This is a genomic window from Pseudomonas sp. NPDC089406 (genome assembly GCF_044900265.1).
Classification (GTDB): Bacteria; Pseudomonadota; Gammaproteobacteria; order Pseudomonadales; family Pseudomonadaceae; genus Aquipseudomonas; species Aquipseudomonas fakonensis.
Genome location: NZ_JBJDNC010000041.1, coordinates 1 through 15,689 on the forward strand (window position 1 = coordinate 1; position 15,689 = coordinate 15,689).

Genomic DNA, 15,689 nt, shown 5'->3' on the forward strand with positions numbered 1-15,689 from the left:
ACTTCAGGAGGCCGAACGCAGGGATTGCGTAGGGGGGCGACCGGCATGGATGCCGGTCGAGCGCCGATCGGGCCAGGGACGGCCCGTCGGCGCGTACCCCCGGAGCAAGCCCGGAGTGAGGGTACCCCGGAGCGAAGCGCAGGGGCCGGATGAATGGAGCGAGGATTTTTTGGTGACTTTTGATTGGCCGGCATTCCGGACTTCAAAAAGTTACCCGCCGTAAGGGCGGAAAGGTGAATAAGCGTCACAACAAATAATGAATGCGCCTACAACTTCCAAAACCAACTCAAACCCACCCCAAACCCCATCAAGGCATCACAGGCGCAACATACTCCAAGGTCGTCCCCAACGCCCAAAGCAACACCAGCACCAACGGCACATGCACCAGCAACTGCACAAACGAGAAACCGATCAAATCCCGCGCCTTGAGCCCCAGCACCCCCAGCAGCGGCAGCATGTAGAACGGGTTGATCAGGTTAGGCAAGGCCTCGGCCGCGTTATAGATCTGCACCGCCCACCCCAGGTGGTACTTCAGGTCATTGGCCACCAGCATCACGTAAGGGGCTTCGATGATCCACTTGCCACCACCGGACGGAATGAAGAAGCCCAGCACCGCCGAGTACACCCCCATCAGCAACGCATAAGTGTCATGGGTGGCAATCTGGGTGAAGAACAGCGAAATGTGGTGGGCCAGGGTCTCGGCGTCAGCGCCCTTGACCTGGGTGAGAATCGCCGCAATCGAGCCATACAGCGGGAACTGGATCAACACGCCAGTGGTGGTCGGTACCGCGCGGGCCACGGCGTCGAGGAAGCTGCGTGGGCGCCAGTGCAGCAAGGCACCGAGCATGATGAACAGCAGGTTGTAAGTGTTCAGCCCGGAGATCGCGGTGATCGCAGGCTTGGTGGCGAACTCCTGGTACAACCAGCCCCCGGCCAGGGCCACCAGCAGCAGGATCAGGATCGGGCTGTATTCAAGCCACTCGCCCGGGCGGGTACGCTGCGGTGCCGGCGGTGCGGTGAAGCTGGGGTCGACGCCGCAGTCTTCGGCGCTGCGCGCGCTGTTGGGACCTGGCGCGGTGGCGTAGGCGATCACCAGCGAAACCACCACCAACGCCGCCAGCATCACCCCCGACTGCCAGAGGAAGATGGTCTGGGTGAACGGAATCACCCCGGTGATCGACAGGATCGACGGCGGCAGGCTGGCCGGGTTGGCCTGCAATTGCGCAGCCGACGACGACAGCCCCAGCGCCCACACCGCACCCAACCCCAGGTAGGCGGCAGCACCGGCGGCGCGGTAGTCCATCTTCAAATCGGTACGCCGTGCCAGGGCGCGCACCAGCAGGCCGCCGAACACCAGCGACAAGCCCCAGTTGAGCAGCGAGGCGAGCATCGAGATCAGCGCCACCCAGCACACCGCCGAACGGCCGTTTTTCGGGATGCGCGCCAGGCGGTCGATCAGCTTGGCAGCGGGTGGCGAGCTGGCCACCACATAACCGCCAATGACCACGAAGGCCATCTGCATGGTGAACGGGATCAGGCTCCAGAAGCCGTCACCGAAGGCCTTGGCCGTGTCGGTGGGTTTGGCGCCCATGGCCAGGGCGCCCAGGCACACCAGCACCACCGCCAGGGCGGCGAACACCCAGGAGTCGGGGAACCAGCGTTCGGCCCAGTTGGAGCAGCGCAGGGCAAAGCGGGCGGAGCGGCTGTCTTGAATATCAGCGGCCACGTGAGTCTTCCTTTTATTGGTTTTATTGGTCAGTTCTGAAGCGACGCAAATACCTGTAGGAGCGGGCTTGCCCGCGATAGCGATAGATCAGGCAGCGGTGTTGCCTGAGCTGGCGCCATCGCGGGCAAGCCCGCTCCTACAGGGGCACGGCAAGATTAAAAAGTCATTTCCTTCACATCGTCAGGCACGATCAGCTTGCCGGCGGTCTTGGCGATGATCTCCTCGACACTCACCCCCGGCGCGGTCTCACGCAGGATGAACGCGCCGTTGTCGATCTCGAGGTAGGCAAGGTCAGTCAGCACCTTGCGGATGCAGCCGGCACCGGTCAGTGGCAGGCTGCACTGGCTCAGCAGCTTGGACTCGCCGTCCTTGGAGGCGTGGGTCATGGTGACGATGATGTTCTCGGCACCGGCCACCAGGTCCATGGCGCCGCCCATGCCCTTGACCAGCTTGCCGGGGATCATCCACGAGGCGATGTTGCCCTGCACATCCACCTCGAAGGCGCCGAGCACGGTGAGGTCGACGTGGCCGCCACGGATCATGGCGAACGACTGCGCCGAGTCGAAGATCGACGCACCGCGCCGGGCGGTGACGGTCTGCTTGCCGGCGTTGATCATGTCGGCGTCAATCGTGCTTTCGGTGGGGAACTCGCCCATGCCCAGCAGGCCGTTTTCCGATTGCAGCATCACGTCCATGTCGGCCGGCACGTAGTTGGCCACCAGGGTGGGGATGCCAATGCCAAGGTTGACGTAGTAGCCATCCTTGAGTTCACGGGCGACGCGTTGTGCCATCTGTTCGCGGGTCAGTGCCATGGTCTGGGTCTCTTTGTTGTTCTTCGGGAGGCGGCGCTCAGGCCTTGACGGTGCGCTTTTCGATGCGTTTTTCGAAGGTGCCGACGATCACCCGGTCGACGAAGATGCCCGGGGTGTGGATCTCGCTGGGCAGCAGCACGCCGGGCTCGACGATTTCCTCAACCTCGACCACGGTGATCTTGCCGGCGGTGGCGGCCAGCGGGTTGAAGTTTTGCGCGGTGTTGCGGTACACCACGTTGCCGTAGTGGTCGGCCTTCCAGCCCTTGACGATGGCGAAGTCGCCGGTAATCGACTCTTCGAGGATGTACTTGCGGCCCTTGAACTCGCGTACTTCCTTGCCTTCGGCAACCGGGGTGCCGTAGCCGGTGGCGGTGTAGAAGGCCGGAATACCGGCGCCGCCCGCACGCATTTTTTCCGCCAGGGTGCCCTGCGGGGTGAGTTCGACTTCCAGCTCGCCGCTGAGCAGCTGGCGTTCGAATTCGGCGTTTTCGCCCACGTACGAGGCGACCATCTTGCGGATCTGCCGGTCTTCCAGCAGCACGCCCAGGCCGAAGCCATCGACGCCGCAGTTGTTGGAAACCACGGTCAGGCCCTTGACGCCGCGGCGCTTGATTTCGGCTATGAGGTTTTCGGGGATGCCGCACAGGCCAAAACCACCGGCCAGTACCGTCATGTCGTCGGTCAGGCCTGCCAGGGCCTCTTCGTAGGTTGCTACACGCTTGTCCAGTCCGGCCATGCTCAGTCGCCTTTTATAGTTGTTGGAACCGTACGGTCATCTTCACCGCAGCCGACTGATTTGTTAATTTTGTTTTCGTCATCGATTGATAACTTTTACAAAACAAATCGCGAGCCCGTCATGAACGTCAAGCAGCTGCGTGCCTTTGTCACCGTAGCCAAGTACCAGAGCTTCGCCCAGGCCGGCGAGCACCTGCATGTGTCGCAACCGGCCCTGAGCCTGACCATCAAGGCGCTGGAGGACAACCTCGGCGGCGCCCTGCTGACCCGCACCACCCGCAGCGTCAGCCTGACCCCCGAGGGCGAGGTTCTGCTGCCCCTGGCCCGGCGCCTGCTGGGCGACTGGGACGACACCGAAGAAATGCTGCGCCAGCGCTTCACCCTGCAACTGGGGCGGGTGTCGGTGGCGGCCATGCCCTCCTACGCCGGCAACCTGCTGCCCGATGCGCTCAAGGTGTTTCGCCAGCGCTACCCCAAGGTCAACGTCACCGTGCACGACGTGATCAACGAACAGGTGCTGGAACTGGTGCGCCACCGCCGCGTCGAACTGGGCATCGGCTTCGAGCCCGACAGCAACGCGGCGCTGCACTTTCACCCGCTGTACATGGACCGCTTCGTCGCCGTGGTGCCGGCAAGCTCGCCCCTGGCCCGGCAACCCCAGGTGCGCTGGCAAGAGCTGCTGGCCCAGGACTTCGTCGCCCTGCAACGGCCTTCGGCGGTGCGCCTGCTGCTGGAGCAGCAGGTGGCAGCAGACCACGGCAAGCTGGCGGTGGCCTTTGAAAGCCACCAGTTGTCCACGGTCGGGCGCATGGTCGCCAGTGGCCTGGGGGTGAGCGCGGTGCCGGCGCTGTGCATCGAACAGATGCAAGAGCTCGGCGCCTGCTGCGTGCCGTTGATCGAACCCTGCGTGGAGCGGCGCATCGGCGTGATCGCCCTGGCCGACCACAAACTGTCCAAGGCAGCCGAAGCGCTGCTCGACGTGTTGCTCAAGCACACCCATCCACAGGAGGTGACATGCGTTACGTGAATCTGGCGGGCAAGCAGGTACCGACCATCGGCCAGGGCACCTGGTACATGGGCGAAGACCCCGGCCGCAAGGCGGCTGAAGTGGCCGCCCTGCAACAGGGCATCGAGCTGGGCCTGACGCTTGTCGATACGGCCGAAATGTACGCCGAGGGCGGCGCCGAACAGGTGGTCGGCCAGGCCATCGCCGGGCGCCGCGACCAGGTGTTCCTGGTCAGCAAGGTGTACCCGCACAACGCCAGCCGGCGCGGTGTGCCGGCCGCCTGCGAGCGCAGCCTGCAGCGCCTGGGTACCGATTGCATCGACCTGTACCTGTTGCACTGGCGCGGGCAGCACCCGCTGGAAGAAACCGTCGAAGCCTTCGAGCGCCTGATCGAGCAAGGCAAGATTCGCCGCTGGGGGGTGTCCAACTTCGACCTGGACGGCATGCGCGAACTGGGCAACCCCGCCTGTGCCACCAACCAGGTGCTGTACAACCCGGCCGAGCGCGGCATCGAGTTCGACCTGCTGCCCTGGAGCCGCAAGCAGTCCATGCCGACCATGGCCTACTGCCCCCTGGCCCAGGCCGGGCGCCTGTTGCACCACCCGGTGCTGGGGCAAGTTGCCGAACGTCATGGCGCCACGCCGGCGCAGGTGAGCCTGGCCTGGGTGACCCGTGGCGAGGGGGTGATTGCCATCCCCAAGGCGGTCAGCCCCGAGCATGTGCGGCTCAATGCACAAGCCGCCGATCTGGTATTGAGCGACGCCGACTTGCAGGCGCTTGACCATGCGTTCCCGGCGCCGACGCGCAAGCAGCGCCTGGCGATGGTCTGAAGGCCGAACAAGGCCCAAAAAAAAGGCCCCTGGGCACGAACCCCAGGGGCCAAACGGCTGGAATCACCCAACCAAAGGAGCCGTTGCCAGGCGCCTCACTCCACCGCGTGCGCCTGCGCCGCTTGCGGCCGGCGCTTGAGCCGCGACAGCACCCAGACGAAGCACACCGGCACGAACACCACCCCCAGCAGCGTGGCGCTGAGCATGCCGCCGATCACCCCGGTGCCGATGGCCCGCTGGCTGGCAGCGCCCGCCCCGCTGGCGATGGCCAGCGGTACCACACCGAGGATGAACGCCATGGAAGTCATCACGATCGGCCGGAAACGCAGGCGCGCGGCCTCAAGCGCGGCGTCGCCCAGGCTGTAGCCCTTCTCCCAGAGCTCCTTGGCGAACTCGACGATGAGAATGGCGTTTTTCGCCGCCAGGCCAATGATGGTGATCAGCCCCACCTTGAAGTACACATCGTTGGGCATGCCCACCACCATCACCGCCAACACCGCGCCCAGCGCGCCGATTGGCACGATCAGCATCACCGTCAGCGGGATCGCCCAGCTTTCGTACAGCGCCACCAGCAGCAGGAACACCACCAGGATGGCCAGCGCGAACAGGCTCGAGGCCTGGCCGCTGGAGACCTTTTCCTGGTAAGAAAGCCCGGTCCAGGCATAGCCGATACCCGGCGGCAGCTCGCGGGCCAAGCGCTCCATCTCGGCCATGGCCTGGCCTGTGCTGTGGCCCGGCGCGGCGTCGCCGGCAATGCGGATGGACGGGTAGCCGTTGTAGCGCACGATCTGCACCGGCCCCTCCTCCCAGCCGGTGGTAACGAAGGCGCTGAACGGCACCTGCTCGCCGCTGGCATTGGGCGCGTACAGGCGTAGCACGCTCTCCGGGGTCATGCGCTCGGCCTGCTCGGCTTGCACCACCACCCGCTGCTGGCGGCCGGCGTTGGTGAAGTCGTTGATCACCGCCGAGCCGAACGCGGTGGCCAGGGTGCTGTTAAAGCTCTCGAAGCTCACGCCCAGGGCGCGGGCCTTCTCCCGGTCGATCTGCACCCGCAGCTGCGGCGCCTCGGCCAGGCCCTCCATCATCGCGTAGAGGATCACCGGGTTGCCGTTGGCAGCGCCGAGCAACTGGTCGCGGGCCGCCAGCAGCGCTTCGCGGCCCAGGCCGCCGCGGTCGAGCAGGCGCAGGGCGAAGCCGCCGGCATTGCCCAGGCCGTCGATCGGCGGCGGGTTGACCGCCATGATGCTGCCATCACCGTGGGCGGCGAAGCGCGCGTTGATCGCCTGCACCTCGGCGTCGGCCGACTGTTCAGGGCCACGCTGCGACCAGTCCTTGAACGTGGGGAACGCCAGGGCGGCGTTGTCGCCCATGCCCGAGAAGCTGAAACCACTGACCACAAACGCCGAGCCCAGCGCCTCGCGGGACATCAGGAACTGCTCCAGGGCCTGGCCGGTGGCGTCGGTACGCACGCGGCTGGCACCGGGCGGCAACTGCACGTCGACGATGGCGTAGCCTTGGTCCTCCACCGGCACGAACGACTCCGGCAGGCGCAGGTAGAAGTAGCCGAGCATGGCGATCAGCCCGACATACACCAGCATGCAGCGCCCGGCACGGCGCACCAGGGCGCTGTTCAGCAGCGCGTAGCGCTCGGTCAGGCGGGCAAAACCACGGTTGAAGGCACCAAAGAAGCCGCGTTTTTCGTGATGCCCCTGGGGCACCGGCTTGAGCAGCGTGGCGCACAACGCCGGGGTGAAGGTCAGGGCCAGGAAGCCCGAAAACAGGATCGACACCGCCAGCGACAGCGAGAACTGCTGGTAGATCACCCCCACCGAGCCGGACATGAACGCCAGCGGCATGAACACCGCCGACAGCACCAGGGTGATGCCGATGATCGCCCCCGACACCTGGCCCATGGCCTTGATAGTGGCCTGCACCGGGGACAACCCCTCCTCGGCCATCAGCCGCTCGACGTTCTCCACCACCACGATGGCGTCGTCCACCAGGATGCCGATGGCCAGCACCATGCCGAACATGGTCATCATGTTCACCGAGAAGCCCAGCAGCTTCATCACCGCCAGGGTGCCCAGCAGGCACACCGGCACCACGATGGAGGGGATCAGGGTGTAGCGGATGTTCTGCAGGAACAGGAACATCACCAGGAACACCAGCACCATGGCTTCGATCAGGGTGTGGATGACCTTCTCGATGGCCACGTCGACAAACCGCGAGGTGTCGTAGGGCACTGAAAACTCGACGCCTTCGGGGAAGTACGCCGACAGTTCGGCCAGGCGCTGCTTGACCCGCTCGGCGGTTTGCAGGGCATTGGCGCCCGGGGCCAGCTGTACTGCGCCGGCCACTGCCGGGCGGCCGTTCAGGCGCGAGTCGAAGTTGTAGCTTTCCAGGCCGATTTCCAGGCGTGCCACGTCCTGCAGGCGCACCAAGGAGCCGTCGGGGTTGGCCCGCAGCACCACCCGGCCGAATGCCTCGGGGTCGTCCAGGGTACCCTGCACGGCCAGGGTGGCGGTCAGTTCCTGTTCGCTGCTGCCGGGCGTTGCGCCGAAGGCGCCGGCCGGTACCTGCACGTTTTGCCCGCGAATGGCGTTGCCCACATCATCGATGGACAGCCCGTAGCCCACCAGCTTCTGCGGGTCGACCCACACCCGCATGGCGGCTTCGGAGGAGAAGAACTGCAGCTTGCCCACCCCGGGAATGCGGCGCAGCTCGTTGTTGATGTTGCGCGCGGCATAGTCGCCCAGCTGGGTGGTGTCGGCCCGCTCGAAGCCATCCTTGTAGCTGAGCGCGTAGATCAGCAAAAAGCCCGCGCTGGTCTGCTCTACCTGCAGGCCTTGAGTGGTCACCGCCTGGGGCATGCGCGCCTCGGCCTTTTTCAGGCGGTTCTGCACATCCACCTGGGCAAGCTCCGGGTTGGTGCCGGGCTCGAAGGTAACCACCACCTCGGCCATGCCGTTGGAGTTGTTGGTGGACTCGAAATACAGCAGGTTCTTGGCGCCGTTGAGTGACTCCTCGATGACGCTGGTGACCGACTCCACCAGCACCTTGGCCGAGGCGCCCGGGTAGGTGGCGGTGACGGTGATCTGCGGCGGCGCGACGCTGGGGTACTGGGCGACCGGCAGCAGCGGAATCACCAGCAGGCCGGCCAGGGAAATGAACAGTGCGACGACCCAGGCAAAATTGGGCCGGTTGATGAAGAATTTCGACATGTTGCTCCCCTCAGCGTGCCTGGGCCTGTTGCGCCTGGGCCGGCGCAACCTGCATGCCGGCGGCCAGGCCCGCAGGGCTGCCGACGATGACCTGGTCACCGGCCTGCAGGCCCTGGGTGATCTGCCAGCGCGCGCCGTGCATGGCGCCGGTGCTGACCGGGCGCGCCTCGGCCAGGTTGCCGGCGCCCACCACCATCACCCGCGCCTGGCCGTCACTGGCGCGCTGCACCGCACGCTGCGGCACCAGGATGGCCTGGCGGTCGACGCCCTGCGGGGTGTGCACGCGCACGTACATGCCCGGCAGCAGAATGCCGTCGGCGTTGTCGAAGCGCCCGCGCAGGGTGACCTGGCCGGTGCCGCGGTCCACCGCCACGTCGGTGAACATCAGCGCGCCCTGGCGCCGATAGTCGGTGCCTTCCACCTGGGCGCTCAGGGCGCGCTCTTCACCGCTGGCCAGGCTGCCGCTCTGCAGCGCCTGGCGCAGGCGCAGGGCATCGGCGGCCGACTGGGTGAAATCGACGTAGATCGGGTCGAGTTGCTGGATGCGCGCCATCAGCGTGGCGTCGCCCTGCCCGACCAGCGCGCCCTCGGTGGCCAGCGCCCGGCCAATACGCCCGGAAATCGGCGCGGTGACCGTGGCGTAGCCCAGGTTCAGGCGCGCCGTCTGTACGTCGGCCTGGGCCGACAGCACTGCGGCCTGGGCGCTGCGCGAATTGGCGCTGGCGGTATCGAAGTCCTGCTGGCTGATGGCCTGGATCTGCACCAGCGGCTGGTAGCGGCGCAGCCGCGCCTGGGCTTCGTGTTGCACCGCCTGGGCACGGGCCAGGTCACCTTCGGCGCGGGCCAGTGCCGCCTTGAACGGTGCCGGGTCGATCTGGAACAACAAGTCGCCGGCCTTGACGTCGGCGCCCTCCTCGAATGCCTTGCGCAGCACGATGCCGGCTACCCGCGCTCGAACTTCGGCCACCCGCATCGGTTCGACCCGGCCCGGCAAGGTCGAGGCCAGGGCCAGGGCCTCGTGGGTTACCGTAACGGTGTCCACGGGCAACGCCGCAACCGCTGCCTGCGGTTCATCCGCCGCCTCGCAGCCTGCCAGCAGCACCGCAGCCGCCAGCCAACCGGCCACCCCAATTGCACGCATCTTGCCCATGACTTCACCCGAGCCTTTGATTGAAAACGGCGCGAATGGTACGACCGGCCCTGCAATGAGTCAATTTAGTCTCATACGGTATTTGTGTGAACAATTGTAAGCATTGGCCGATCGTCGGCTGGCTGCATCCCTACCCGCCCCCAAGCGTCAAATGGGTTCTATCCCCACGGGAGAACCCCCATGACCTTGCATGCCGTCGCAGCCCTCGACCAAATCGACCCGCACCGGCCGCTGCGGGTACAAGCCGGCACCGAGGAGCTGATATTGGTGCGCCAGGGCGACCAGGTGCATGCCTACCAGGGCAACTGTCCCCACGCCGGCGCGCCGCTTGACGAAGGGGTTGTCTGCGCCGGGCTGCTGGTGTGCCCCTGGCACAAGGCGGCCTTTGCCGTGGATGAAGGCGCGGTGTGCGAGCCGCCGGCGCTGACCGGGCTGCGCCGCTACGCAGTACAGGTCAAGGACGGCCAGGTGTGGGTGGATGACCAGCCGCTACCGGATATTGCTGCCCCTCGTCACAGCGACGCCCGGGTATTTGTGGTGGTTGGAGCCGGCGCGGCCGGGGCCGCTGCGGTCGCCACCCTGTTGCAGCACGGTTTTGCCGGGCGCCTGGTGTGGGTCGACCAGGAGCAGGCACCCGCCTACGACCGTACGGCCTTGAGCAAATTCGTCATAGCCGGGCAGATGCCAGCCGATCAGGTCCCGGCCTTGCTGGAGCCCGACGACCTGCGCCGCGGCCAGTTGCAGCGGCTTACCGGCAAAGTGCGCAGCCTCGACCCCGGCAAGCGCCAACTGACCCTGGCCGACGGCCAGCAGGTGAAGTACGACGCGGCACTGCTGGCTACCGGCGGTAAAGCCAAACGCCCAGACCTGCCGGGCGTGCAGTTGCCCGGCATATGCGTGCTGCGCTCGCGGGATGACGCTGCCCGCCTGCTCGACCTGGCCGAACCGGGGCAGCCGGTGGTGGTGGTTGGCGATGGATTCATCGGCCTGGAGGCTGCGGCGGCGCTGCGCGAATATGGCTTGCAGGTGCATGTGGTGACGCGCCATGCCCTGGCGCTGGTTGGCCAGCTGGGCGAACGCATCGCCCGCAGCTTGCGTGAGCTGCATGAGCGCAAGGGTGTGGTGTTCCATGGCCCAGTGGAGGTGGCAGGGTTCGAAGGCACCGAGCGGGTCGAGGCCGTGTGCCTGGCCAACGGTGAGCGCATCGCCACCGGGCTGGTGCTGCTGGGCACCGGGGTCAGCCCGGCCACTGGCTGTGTCCAGGGTTTGCCGCTGGCGGCGGATCGTTCGCTGAATGTCGATGCGCACTTTCAAGCGGCTGATGGTCTGTGGGCGGCGGGCGATATCGCCACCTTTCCCCTCGCCGGCAGGCCCACGCGCATCGAACACTGGCGGCTGGCCCAGCAGCAGGGCGTGATTGCGGCGTGCAACATGCTGGGCGAGCGGCGCCGGTATGACGATGTGCCGTATTTCTGGACCTACCAGCATGGGCAGACCCTGGAAGTGCTGGGGCATGGGCGGCAGTGGAACCGCATCGAGTATGTGGGCGAGCCAGGCCTTGGGGATTTCGTTGCCTTGCAATGCGTTGATGATCAGGTCGAGGCGGTGGTTGCCGTGGGGTACTCGCGGGCCATGGCGGTGTTGTCGCAACGGATGAAGCGGCCGTTGAGCAGCCGGGAGGCGCGGGAGTTGATTGACGCTTGGCCGGGGTGAAATTTGTCTGCGAAGTGCTCGCCACAGACTCTACAGCGCCTGTGAGATCGAGCGCCGCCCGCGCGGCGCTTCGCGGGTAAACCCGCTCCCACAGTTTGTTTCGGGCCAATTATTCCTGTGAAAGTACCGCTGTCCGCCTTGGTGCATGCCTTGAGTCATGTGGAGCGGCGGCAACGCACATGCTGAAACCGCGTCGTACCAACAAGGCGGACCTGGTAATGGCACAGGACAGACTGGCCCGAAACAAACTGTGGGAGCGGGTTTACCCGCGAAGCGCCGCGCGGGCGGCGCTCGATCTCACAGGCGCTGCAAGGTTCATGGCGAACACCTCACAAGCACTGCAAAGCTTATGGCGAACACACCCTAGCCCAACCCCCTCCCCCGATAACTCCCCGGGCTCTGCCCCGTCCACTTCTTGAACGCCCGGTGAAACGCACTGGGCTCCTGAAACCCCGTGCGCCCGGCAATCTCGGCAATGCTCAAACGCCCCTCGCGCAACAACTCGAAGGCCATGGCCCGGCGCACCTCGTCCTTGATCTGCTGGTACGAACGCCCTTCGCGCTCCAGCCGCCGGCGCAGGCTGCTGGCACTGAGCCGGTGCTGCCCGGCCATGGCATCGAGGGTCGGCCATTGCCCGTAATCCAGGCCGCGCAGGTGACGGTATACGCCAGCCACCAAGCCATCATGGTTGCGAAAGCGCACCACCAACCCTTGCGGCGCACTGCGCAGGAAGGTCTTCAGCGCCGCCAGGTCCTGCACCACCGGCAGGCGCAGCCAGGCGCTGTCGAACTCCACCTCGGTACGCCCGCTGCCCAGGCGCAGGTCCGGCCCCCACAGCAGCGCATCATCTTCCTGGGCCGGCCGGGCCAGGGCGAACTCGGTGCGGTCGATGGCAATGCGCCGGCCAGCCAGCCAGCACAGCAGGCCGATCACCAGTACCAGGTAGGTTTCTTCGGCATATACCCGGGTCAACGGGTCGTCGATGGCCGATTGCACGCTGATCACCACGCGGCCCCCGCGCACCGTGAGGCTGCCGCGCACATCGTGCAGAAACAGCGCAAAGTTGCCCAGGCACTGGCGCAGGGCTTTTTCCAGGTTCGGTTCCTGGATCAACCCCCGGCAAATCAGGGCGAAGCTGCCCAGCGGCATGCCATGGCGGTCCAGCTGGAAGAACTCGTCGCCCAGCTCATTGATCAGCACCAGCCACAGCTGGGCGAACGCCTTGGCCGGCACCCGCGCCTCGGGCCTGGCCAGCAGCGCCGGGTCGATACCCACCGCGTGCAAGTGAGCGTCGCGCGCCTGGGGTTGCTCGCGCAGGGCATGGAGCATGGCATTGAGGAAGTACACCGCGACGGTGTCGCTATCGCGCATGGCAAAAATCCGATGGTCTAGGCTGAGTGGCAAAAACTGCCAGGCAAGCTGAGCAAATCCGGCATAGGCCACCTGCAGGCCTTTGCCTAGACTCCTTGCACCTTCTGGCGGCGGCCATTCTGGCAGAGCCTCGCCCCACCCCGCCATGCCTTCACACGGAGCCCTAGCATGAGCAGCACGCAAATTTACGTCGTCAGCGCAGTACGTTCGGCCATCGGCAGCTTTGGCGGTTCGCTCAAGGACCTGCCTCTGGCCGACCTCGCCACCCAGGTTACCCGCGCGGCCATCGAGCGCGCAGGCGTCGAGGCCGGGCAGATCGGCCACCTGGTGATGGGCAACGTGATCCCCACCGAACCGCGCGATGCCTACCTGGGCCGGGTTGCGGCGATGAACGCCGGCATCCCCAAGGAAGCCCCGGCGTTCAGCGTCAACCGCCTGTGCGGCTCGGGTTTGCAGGCCATCGTTTCGGCCGCACAGGGCCTGCTGCTGGGCGACAGCGACATCGCCCTGGCGGCAGGCGCCGAGGCCATGAGCCGCGGCCCGTACCTGCTGCCTCAGGCCCGCTGGGGTGCGCGCATGGGCGACCTGCAGGGCATCGACTACATGGTCGGCATCCTGCAAGACCCGTTCGAGCACTTCCACATGGGTATCACCGCCGAAAACGTCGCCACCGCCCACGGCATCAGCCGCGAAATGCAGGATGAAGTGGCCCTTACCAGCCAGCACCGCGCCGCCCGCGCCATCGCCGAAGGGCGTTTCGACGGGCAGATCGTGCCGATCGAAATCAAAACCCGCAAAGGCACCGTGCAGTTTGCCGTGGACGAAAACGTGCGCAGCGAGGTGACTGCCGAGCAACTGGCCGGCATGAAACCTGTGTTCAAGAAGGACGGCAGCGTCACCGCGGGCAATGCCAGCAGCATCAACGATGGCGCCGCAGGCCTGGTGCTGGCCACCGGTGAGGCCGTGCAGCGTCTGGGCCTCAAGCCCCTGGCCCGCCTGGTGGCTTACGCCCACGCCGGGGTCGAGCCGGCGCTGATGGGCCTGGGGCCGATCCCGGCCACGCAGAAGGTGCTGGAAAAGGCTGGCCTGAAAGTCACCGACCTGGACGTGATCGAGTCCAACGAGGCCTTTGCCGCCCAGGCCTGCGCCGTGTCCCGCGCCCTGGATTTCGACCCGGAGAAGGTCAACCCCAACGGCTCGGGCATCTCCCTCGGGCACCCGGTGGGCGCCACCGGGGCGATCATCGCCACCAAGGCGATCCATGAACTGCAGCGGGTTCAGGGCCGCTACGCCCTGGCCACCATGTGCATCGGCGGCGGCCAGGGTATCGCCGTCGTCTTCGAACGCGTGTAAGGAGCCAGCTACGTGACTATCGTGACTATCGAACAAATTGCCGTGATCGGCGCCGGCACCATGGGCAACGGCATCGCGCAGGTATGCGCGCTGGCCGGCTACCAGGTGCTGCTGGTGGATGTGTCCGAGGCTGCGCTGGAGCGCGGCGTGGCGACCCTGGGCAAGAACCTCGAGCGCCAGGTGAGCAAGGGCACCATTGAAGCCGGCAAGGCTGACGCCGCCAAGGCGCGCATCCGCACCAGCACCGACTACAGCCAGCTGGCCGCCGCGCAACTGGTGATCGAGGCCGCCTCCGAAAACCTGCAGCTCAAGCAACGCATCCTGCAGCAAGTTGCGGACAATATCGGCGAACAGTGCCTGATCGCCACCAACACCTCGTCGCTGTCGGTGACCGAGCTGGCCGCCAGCATCGCCCACCCCGAGCGCTTCATTGGCGTGCATTTTTTCAACCCGGTGCCGATGATGGCGCTGGTGGAGATCATCCGTGGCCTGCAGACCAGCGACGCCACCTACGCCCAGGCGCTGCTGGTGACCGAAAAGCTCGGCAAGACCCCGATCACCGCCGGCAACCGCCCGGGCTTCGTGGTCAACCGCATTTTGGTGCCGATGATCAACGAGGCGATTTTCGTGCGCCAGGAGGGCCTGGCCAGTGCCGAGGATATCGACACCGGCATGCGCCTGGGCTGCAACCAGCCGATCGGCCCGCTGGCCCTGGCCGACCTGATCGGCCTGGATACCCTGCTGGCGATCATGGATGCCTTCCACGAGGGCTTCAACGACAGCAAGTACCGCCCCGCCCCGCTGCTCAAGGAAATGGTGGCCGCCGGCTACCTGGGGCGCAAAAGCGGGCGCGGCTTCTTCACCTACTAACTAAAGGGGCGCCTGCCATGCCTGCGGTGCAAGCAGCCCTGCGCTGCGCCAGTTTCGAGGAACGTCGCGACAGGGCCATGGCGCTGTTCGCCGAAAAGGGCTTCGGCCAGGTCAGCATGCGCGAACTGGCGGCGCATGTAGGCCTGACCGCAGGCTCGCTGTATCACCACTTCCCCAGCAAGCAGGATTTGCTCTACGACCTGATCGAGGAGCTTTACGAAGAGTTGCAGGCAATTCTTGACCAGGGGCGCCGGGCACAGGCCCGGGGCAAGCCGGTGCTGGCCTGCCTGATTGCCGCGCACTGGCAGTTGCATGGCGAGCGGCCGTTGCAGTTTCGCCTGGCCGAGCGCGACTTCTGCTGCCTGAACCAGGCGCAACAGCAACACCTCGGGCAGTTGCGCGAGCGCTACGAAAGCGGCCTGCTGCGCCTGATCGCGCCGCAGGCCAGGCTTGGCGGCGAAGCGCTGGCGGCCACCGGGCAGGTGCTGGCCACCTTGCTCAACCAGTTGCCGGGGTTGCTGCGGGCCCGGGCGCTGAGTGAGGGGGATGGTTTGGCGTTGATGGAGCGCTTGGTGCTTGGGGGCGTTGAGCGGGCTCTGGGGTAAGCACACGCCCTCTGTAGGAGATCACCCAGCCCTTTGGGCTGCGCTGTCGCGCAGAGAACAGAATTCGTAAGCGCGCCACATACCCTGTGGGAGCGGGTTTACCCGCGAAGCAAGCGACGCGGAGTCTGGCACCGGCTTCGCCGGTGTTCGCGGGTAAACCCGCTCCCACAGGACCCTGCTAAATCAATGAGTTGTGTTTTGTTCTATGAGAGCTGGCTTGCCAGCGATGGGGCCGCGCAGGGCAGACAAATTTGCATCAGGGCTTAGGGCCCTATCGCCGGCAAGCCGGCTCCTACA

12 protein-coding genes are annotated in these 15,689 nt (G+C 66.1%); 6 read left to right on the forward strand and 6 right to left on the reverse strand.

Translation table 11 applies throughout. The features are described 5' to 3' along the window. Positions 1 to 307 precede the first annotated feature (307 nt). The 3 genes from ACI2KK_RS23515 to ACI2KK_RS23525 all read right to left on the reverse strand — a co-directional run bounded on the left by ACI2KK_RS23515 (position 308) and on the right by ACI2KK_RS23525 (position 3,274). Positions 308 to 1,726, reverse strand: coding sequence for a short-chain fatty acid transporter (locus tag ACI2KK_RS23515; RefSeq protein WP_404670820.1), 1,419 nt, complete (start codon positions 1,724 to 1,726; stop codon positions 308 to 310). 155 nt (positions 1,727 to 1,881) lie between these two features. Then, positions 1,882 to 2,538: a CoA transferase subunit B gene (locus ACI2KK_RS23520; protein ID WP_404670821.1), complete on the reverse strand. Its 657-nt coding sequence runs from the start codon at positions 2,536 to 2,538 to the stop codon at positions 1,882 to 1,884. Between the two features lie 37 nt (positions 2,539 to 2,575). Continuing rightward, positions 2,576 to 3,274 carry a CoA transferase subunit A gene (locus ACI2KK_RS23525; RefSeq protein ID WP_217885022.1) on the reverse strand — a complete coding sequence of 233 codons (699 nt, stop codon included), beginning with the start codon at positions 3,272 to 3,274 and terminating at the stop codon, positions 2,576 to 2,578. A gap of 120 nt (positions 3,275 to 3,394) precedes the next feature. Between ACI2KK_RS23525 and ACI2KK_RS23530 the strand changes: the two genes are divergently transcribed. Together ACI2KK_RS23530 and ACI2KK_RS23535 are read left to right on the forward strand one after the other, a co-directional pair. Continuing rightward, positions 3,395 to 4,300, forward strand: coding sequence for a LysR family transcriptional regulator (locus ACI2KK_RS23530; protein ID WP_404670822.1), 906 nt, complete (start codon positions 3,395 to 3,397; stop codon positions 4,298 to 4,300). Further along, positions 4,288 to 5,109 (forward strand): aldo/keto reductase, encoded by an 822-nt coding sequence (locus tag ACI2KK_RS23535; RefSeq protein WP_404670823.1) that lies wholly within the window; start codon positions 4,288 to 4,290, stop codon positions 5,107 to 5,109. The genes ACI2KK_RS23530 and ACI2KK_RS23535 overlap by 13 nt, the downstream gene beginning before the upstream one ends. A gap of 95 nt (positions 5,110 to 5,204) precedes the next feature. Here the strand turns inward: ACI2KK_RS23535 and ACI2KK_RS23540 are convergent, their stop codons facing one another. Both ACI2KK_RS23540 and ACI2KK_RS23545 read right to left on the reverse strand, forming a co-directional pair. Then, complete coding sequence (locus ACI2KK_RS23540) at positions 5,205 to 8,330, reverse strand: multidrug efflux RND transporter permease subunit (RefSeq protein WP_404670824.1); 3,126 nt, start codon at positions 8,328 to 8,330, stop codon at positions 5,205 to 5,207. A gap of 10 nt (positions 8,331 to 8,340) precedes the next feature. Continuing rightward, positions 8,341 to 9,480, reverse strand: a complete 1,140-nt coding sequence (locus ACI2KK_RS23545) for a MexC family multidrug efflux RND transporter periplasmic adaptor subunit (RefSeq protein WP_404670825.1) — start codon at positions 9,478 to 9,480, stop codon at positions 8,341 to 8,343. 180 nt (positions 9,481 to 9,660) lie between these two features. On the opposite strand from ACI2KK_RS23545, the gene ACI2KK_RS23550 reads away from it, so the two are divergent. Further along, positions 9,661 to 11,193: an FAD-dependent oxidoreductase gene (locus ACI2KK_RS23550; RefSeq protein WP_404670826.1), complete on the forward strand. Its 1,533-nt coding sequence runs from the start codon at positions 9,661 to 9,663 to the stop codon at positions 11,191 to 11,193. A 363-nt stretch (positions 11,194 to 11,556) separates the two neighbouring features. On the opposite strand, the gene ACI2KK_RS23555 is transcribed toward ACI2KK_RS23550, so the two are convergent. Continuing rightward, complete coding sequence (locus ACI2KK_RS23555) at positions 11,557 to 12,564, reverse strand: AraC family transcriptional regulator ligand-binding domain-containing protein (RefSeq protein WP_404670827.1); 1,008 nt, start codon at positions 12,562 to 12,564, stop codon at positions 11,557 to 11,559. A 168-nt stretch (positions 12,565 to 12,732) separates the two neighbouring features. Between ACI2KK_RS23555 and ACI2KK_RS23560 the strand changes: the two genes are divergently transcribed. From ACI2KK_RS23560 to ACI2KK_RS23570, 3 genes are read left to right on the forward strand one after another with little or no spacing between them, the layout of a single operon-like run. Then, positions 12,733 to 13,917, forward strand: a complete 1,185-nt coding sequence (locus tag ACI2KK_RS23560; RefSeq protein WP_404670828.1) for an acetyl-CoA C-acyltransferase family protein — start codon at positions 12,733 to 12,735, stop codon at positions 13,915 to 13,917. A 21-nt stretch (positions 13,918 to 13,938) separates the two neighbouring features. Beyond that, on the forward strand, positions 13,939 to 14,787 hold the full coding sequence (locus ACI2KK_RS23565) for a 3-hydroxybutyryl-CoA dehydrogenase (protein ID WP_404670854.1): 849 nt from the start codon (positions 13,939 to 13,941) through the stop codon (positions 14,785 to 14,787). A 17-nt stretch (positions 14,788 to 14,804) separates the two neighbouring features. Then, the gene (locus ACI2KK_RS23570; RefSeq protein WP_404670829.1) at positions 14,805 to 15,392 is read left to right on the forward strand and encodes a TetR/AcrR family transcriptional regulator; all 588 of its coding nucleotides are present in this window, start codon (positions 14,805 to 14,807) and stop codon (positions 15,390 to 15,392) included. Positions 15,393 to 15,689 lie beyond the last annotated feature (297 nt).

Coding starts and splice junctions, on each gene's coding strand:
- ACI2KK_RS23520 (WP_404670821.1), bottom strand. CDS start 2,538: ATGGCACTGACCCGCGAACAGATGGCACAACGCGTCGCCCGTGAACTC.
- ACI2KK_RS23525 (WP_217885022.1), bottom strand. CDS start 3,274: ATGGCCGGACTGGACAAGCGTGTAGCAACCTACGAAGAGGCCCTGGCA.
- ACI2KK_RS23530 (WP_404670822.1), top strand. CDS start 3,395: ATGAACGTCAAGCAGCTGCGTGCCTTTGTCACCGTAGCCAAGTACCAG.
- ACI2KK_RS23535 (WP_404670823.1), top strand. CDS start 4,288: ATGCGTTACGTGAATCTGGCGGGCAAGCAGGTACCGACCATCGGCCAG.
- ACI2KK_RS23540 (WP_404670824.1), bottom strand. CDS start 8,330: ATGTCGAAATTCTTCATCAACCGGCCCAATTTTGCCTGGGTCGTCGCA.
- ACI2KK_RS23545 (WP_404670825.1), bottom strand. CDS start 9,480: ATGGGCAAGATGCGTGCAATTGGGGTGGCCGGTTGGCTGGCGGCTGCG.
- ACI2KK_RS23550 (WP_404670826.1), top strand. CDS start 9,661: ATGACCTTGCATGCCGTCGCAGCCCTCGACCAAATCGACCCGCACCGG.
- ACI2KK_RS23555 (WP_404670827.1), bottom strand. CDS start 12,564: ATGCGCGATAGCGACACCGTCGCGGTGTACTTCCTCAATGCCATGCTC.
- ACI2KK_RS23560 (WP_404670828.1), top strand. CDS start 12,733: ATGAGCAGCACGCAAATTTACGTCGTCAGCGCAGTACGTTCGGCCATC.
- ACI2KK_RS23570 (WP_404670829.1), top strand. CDS start 14,805: ATGCCTGCGGTGCAAGCAGCCCTGCGCTGCGCCAGTTTCGAGGAACGT.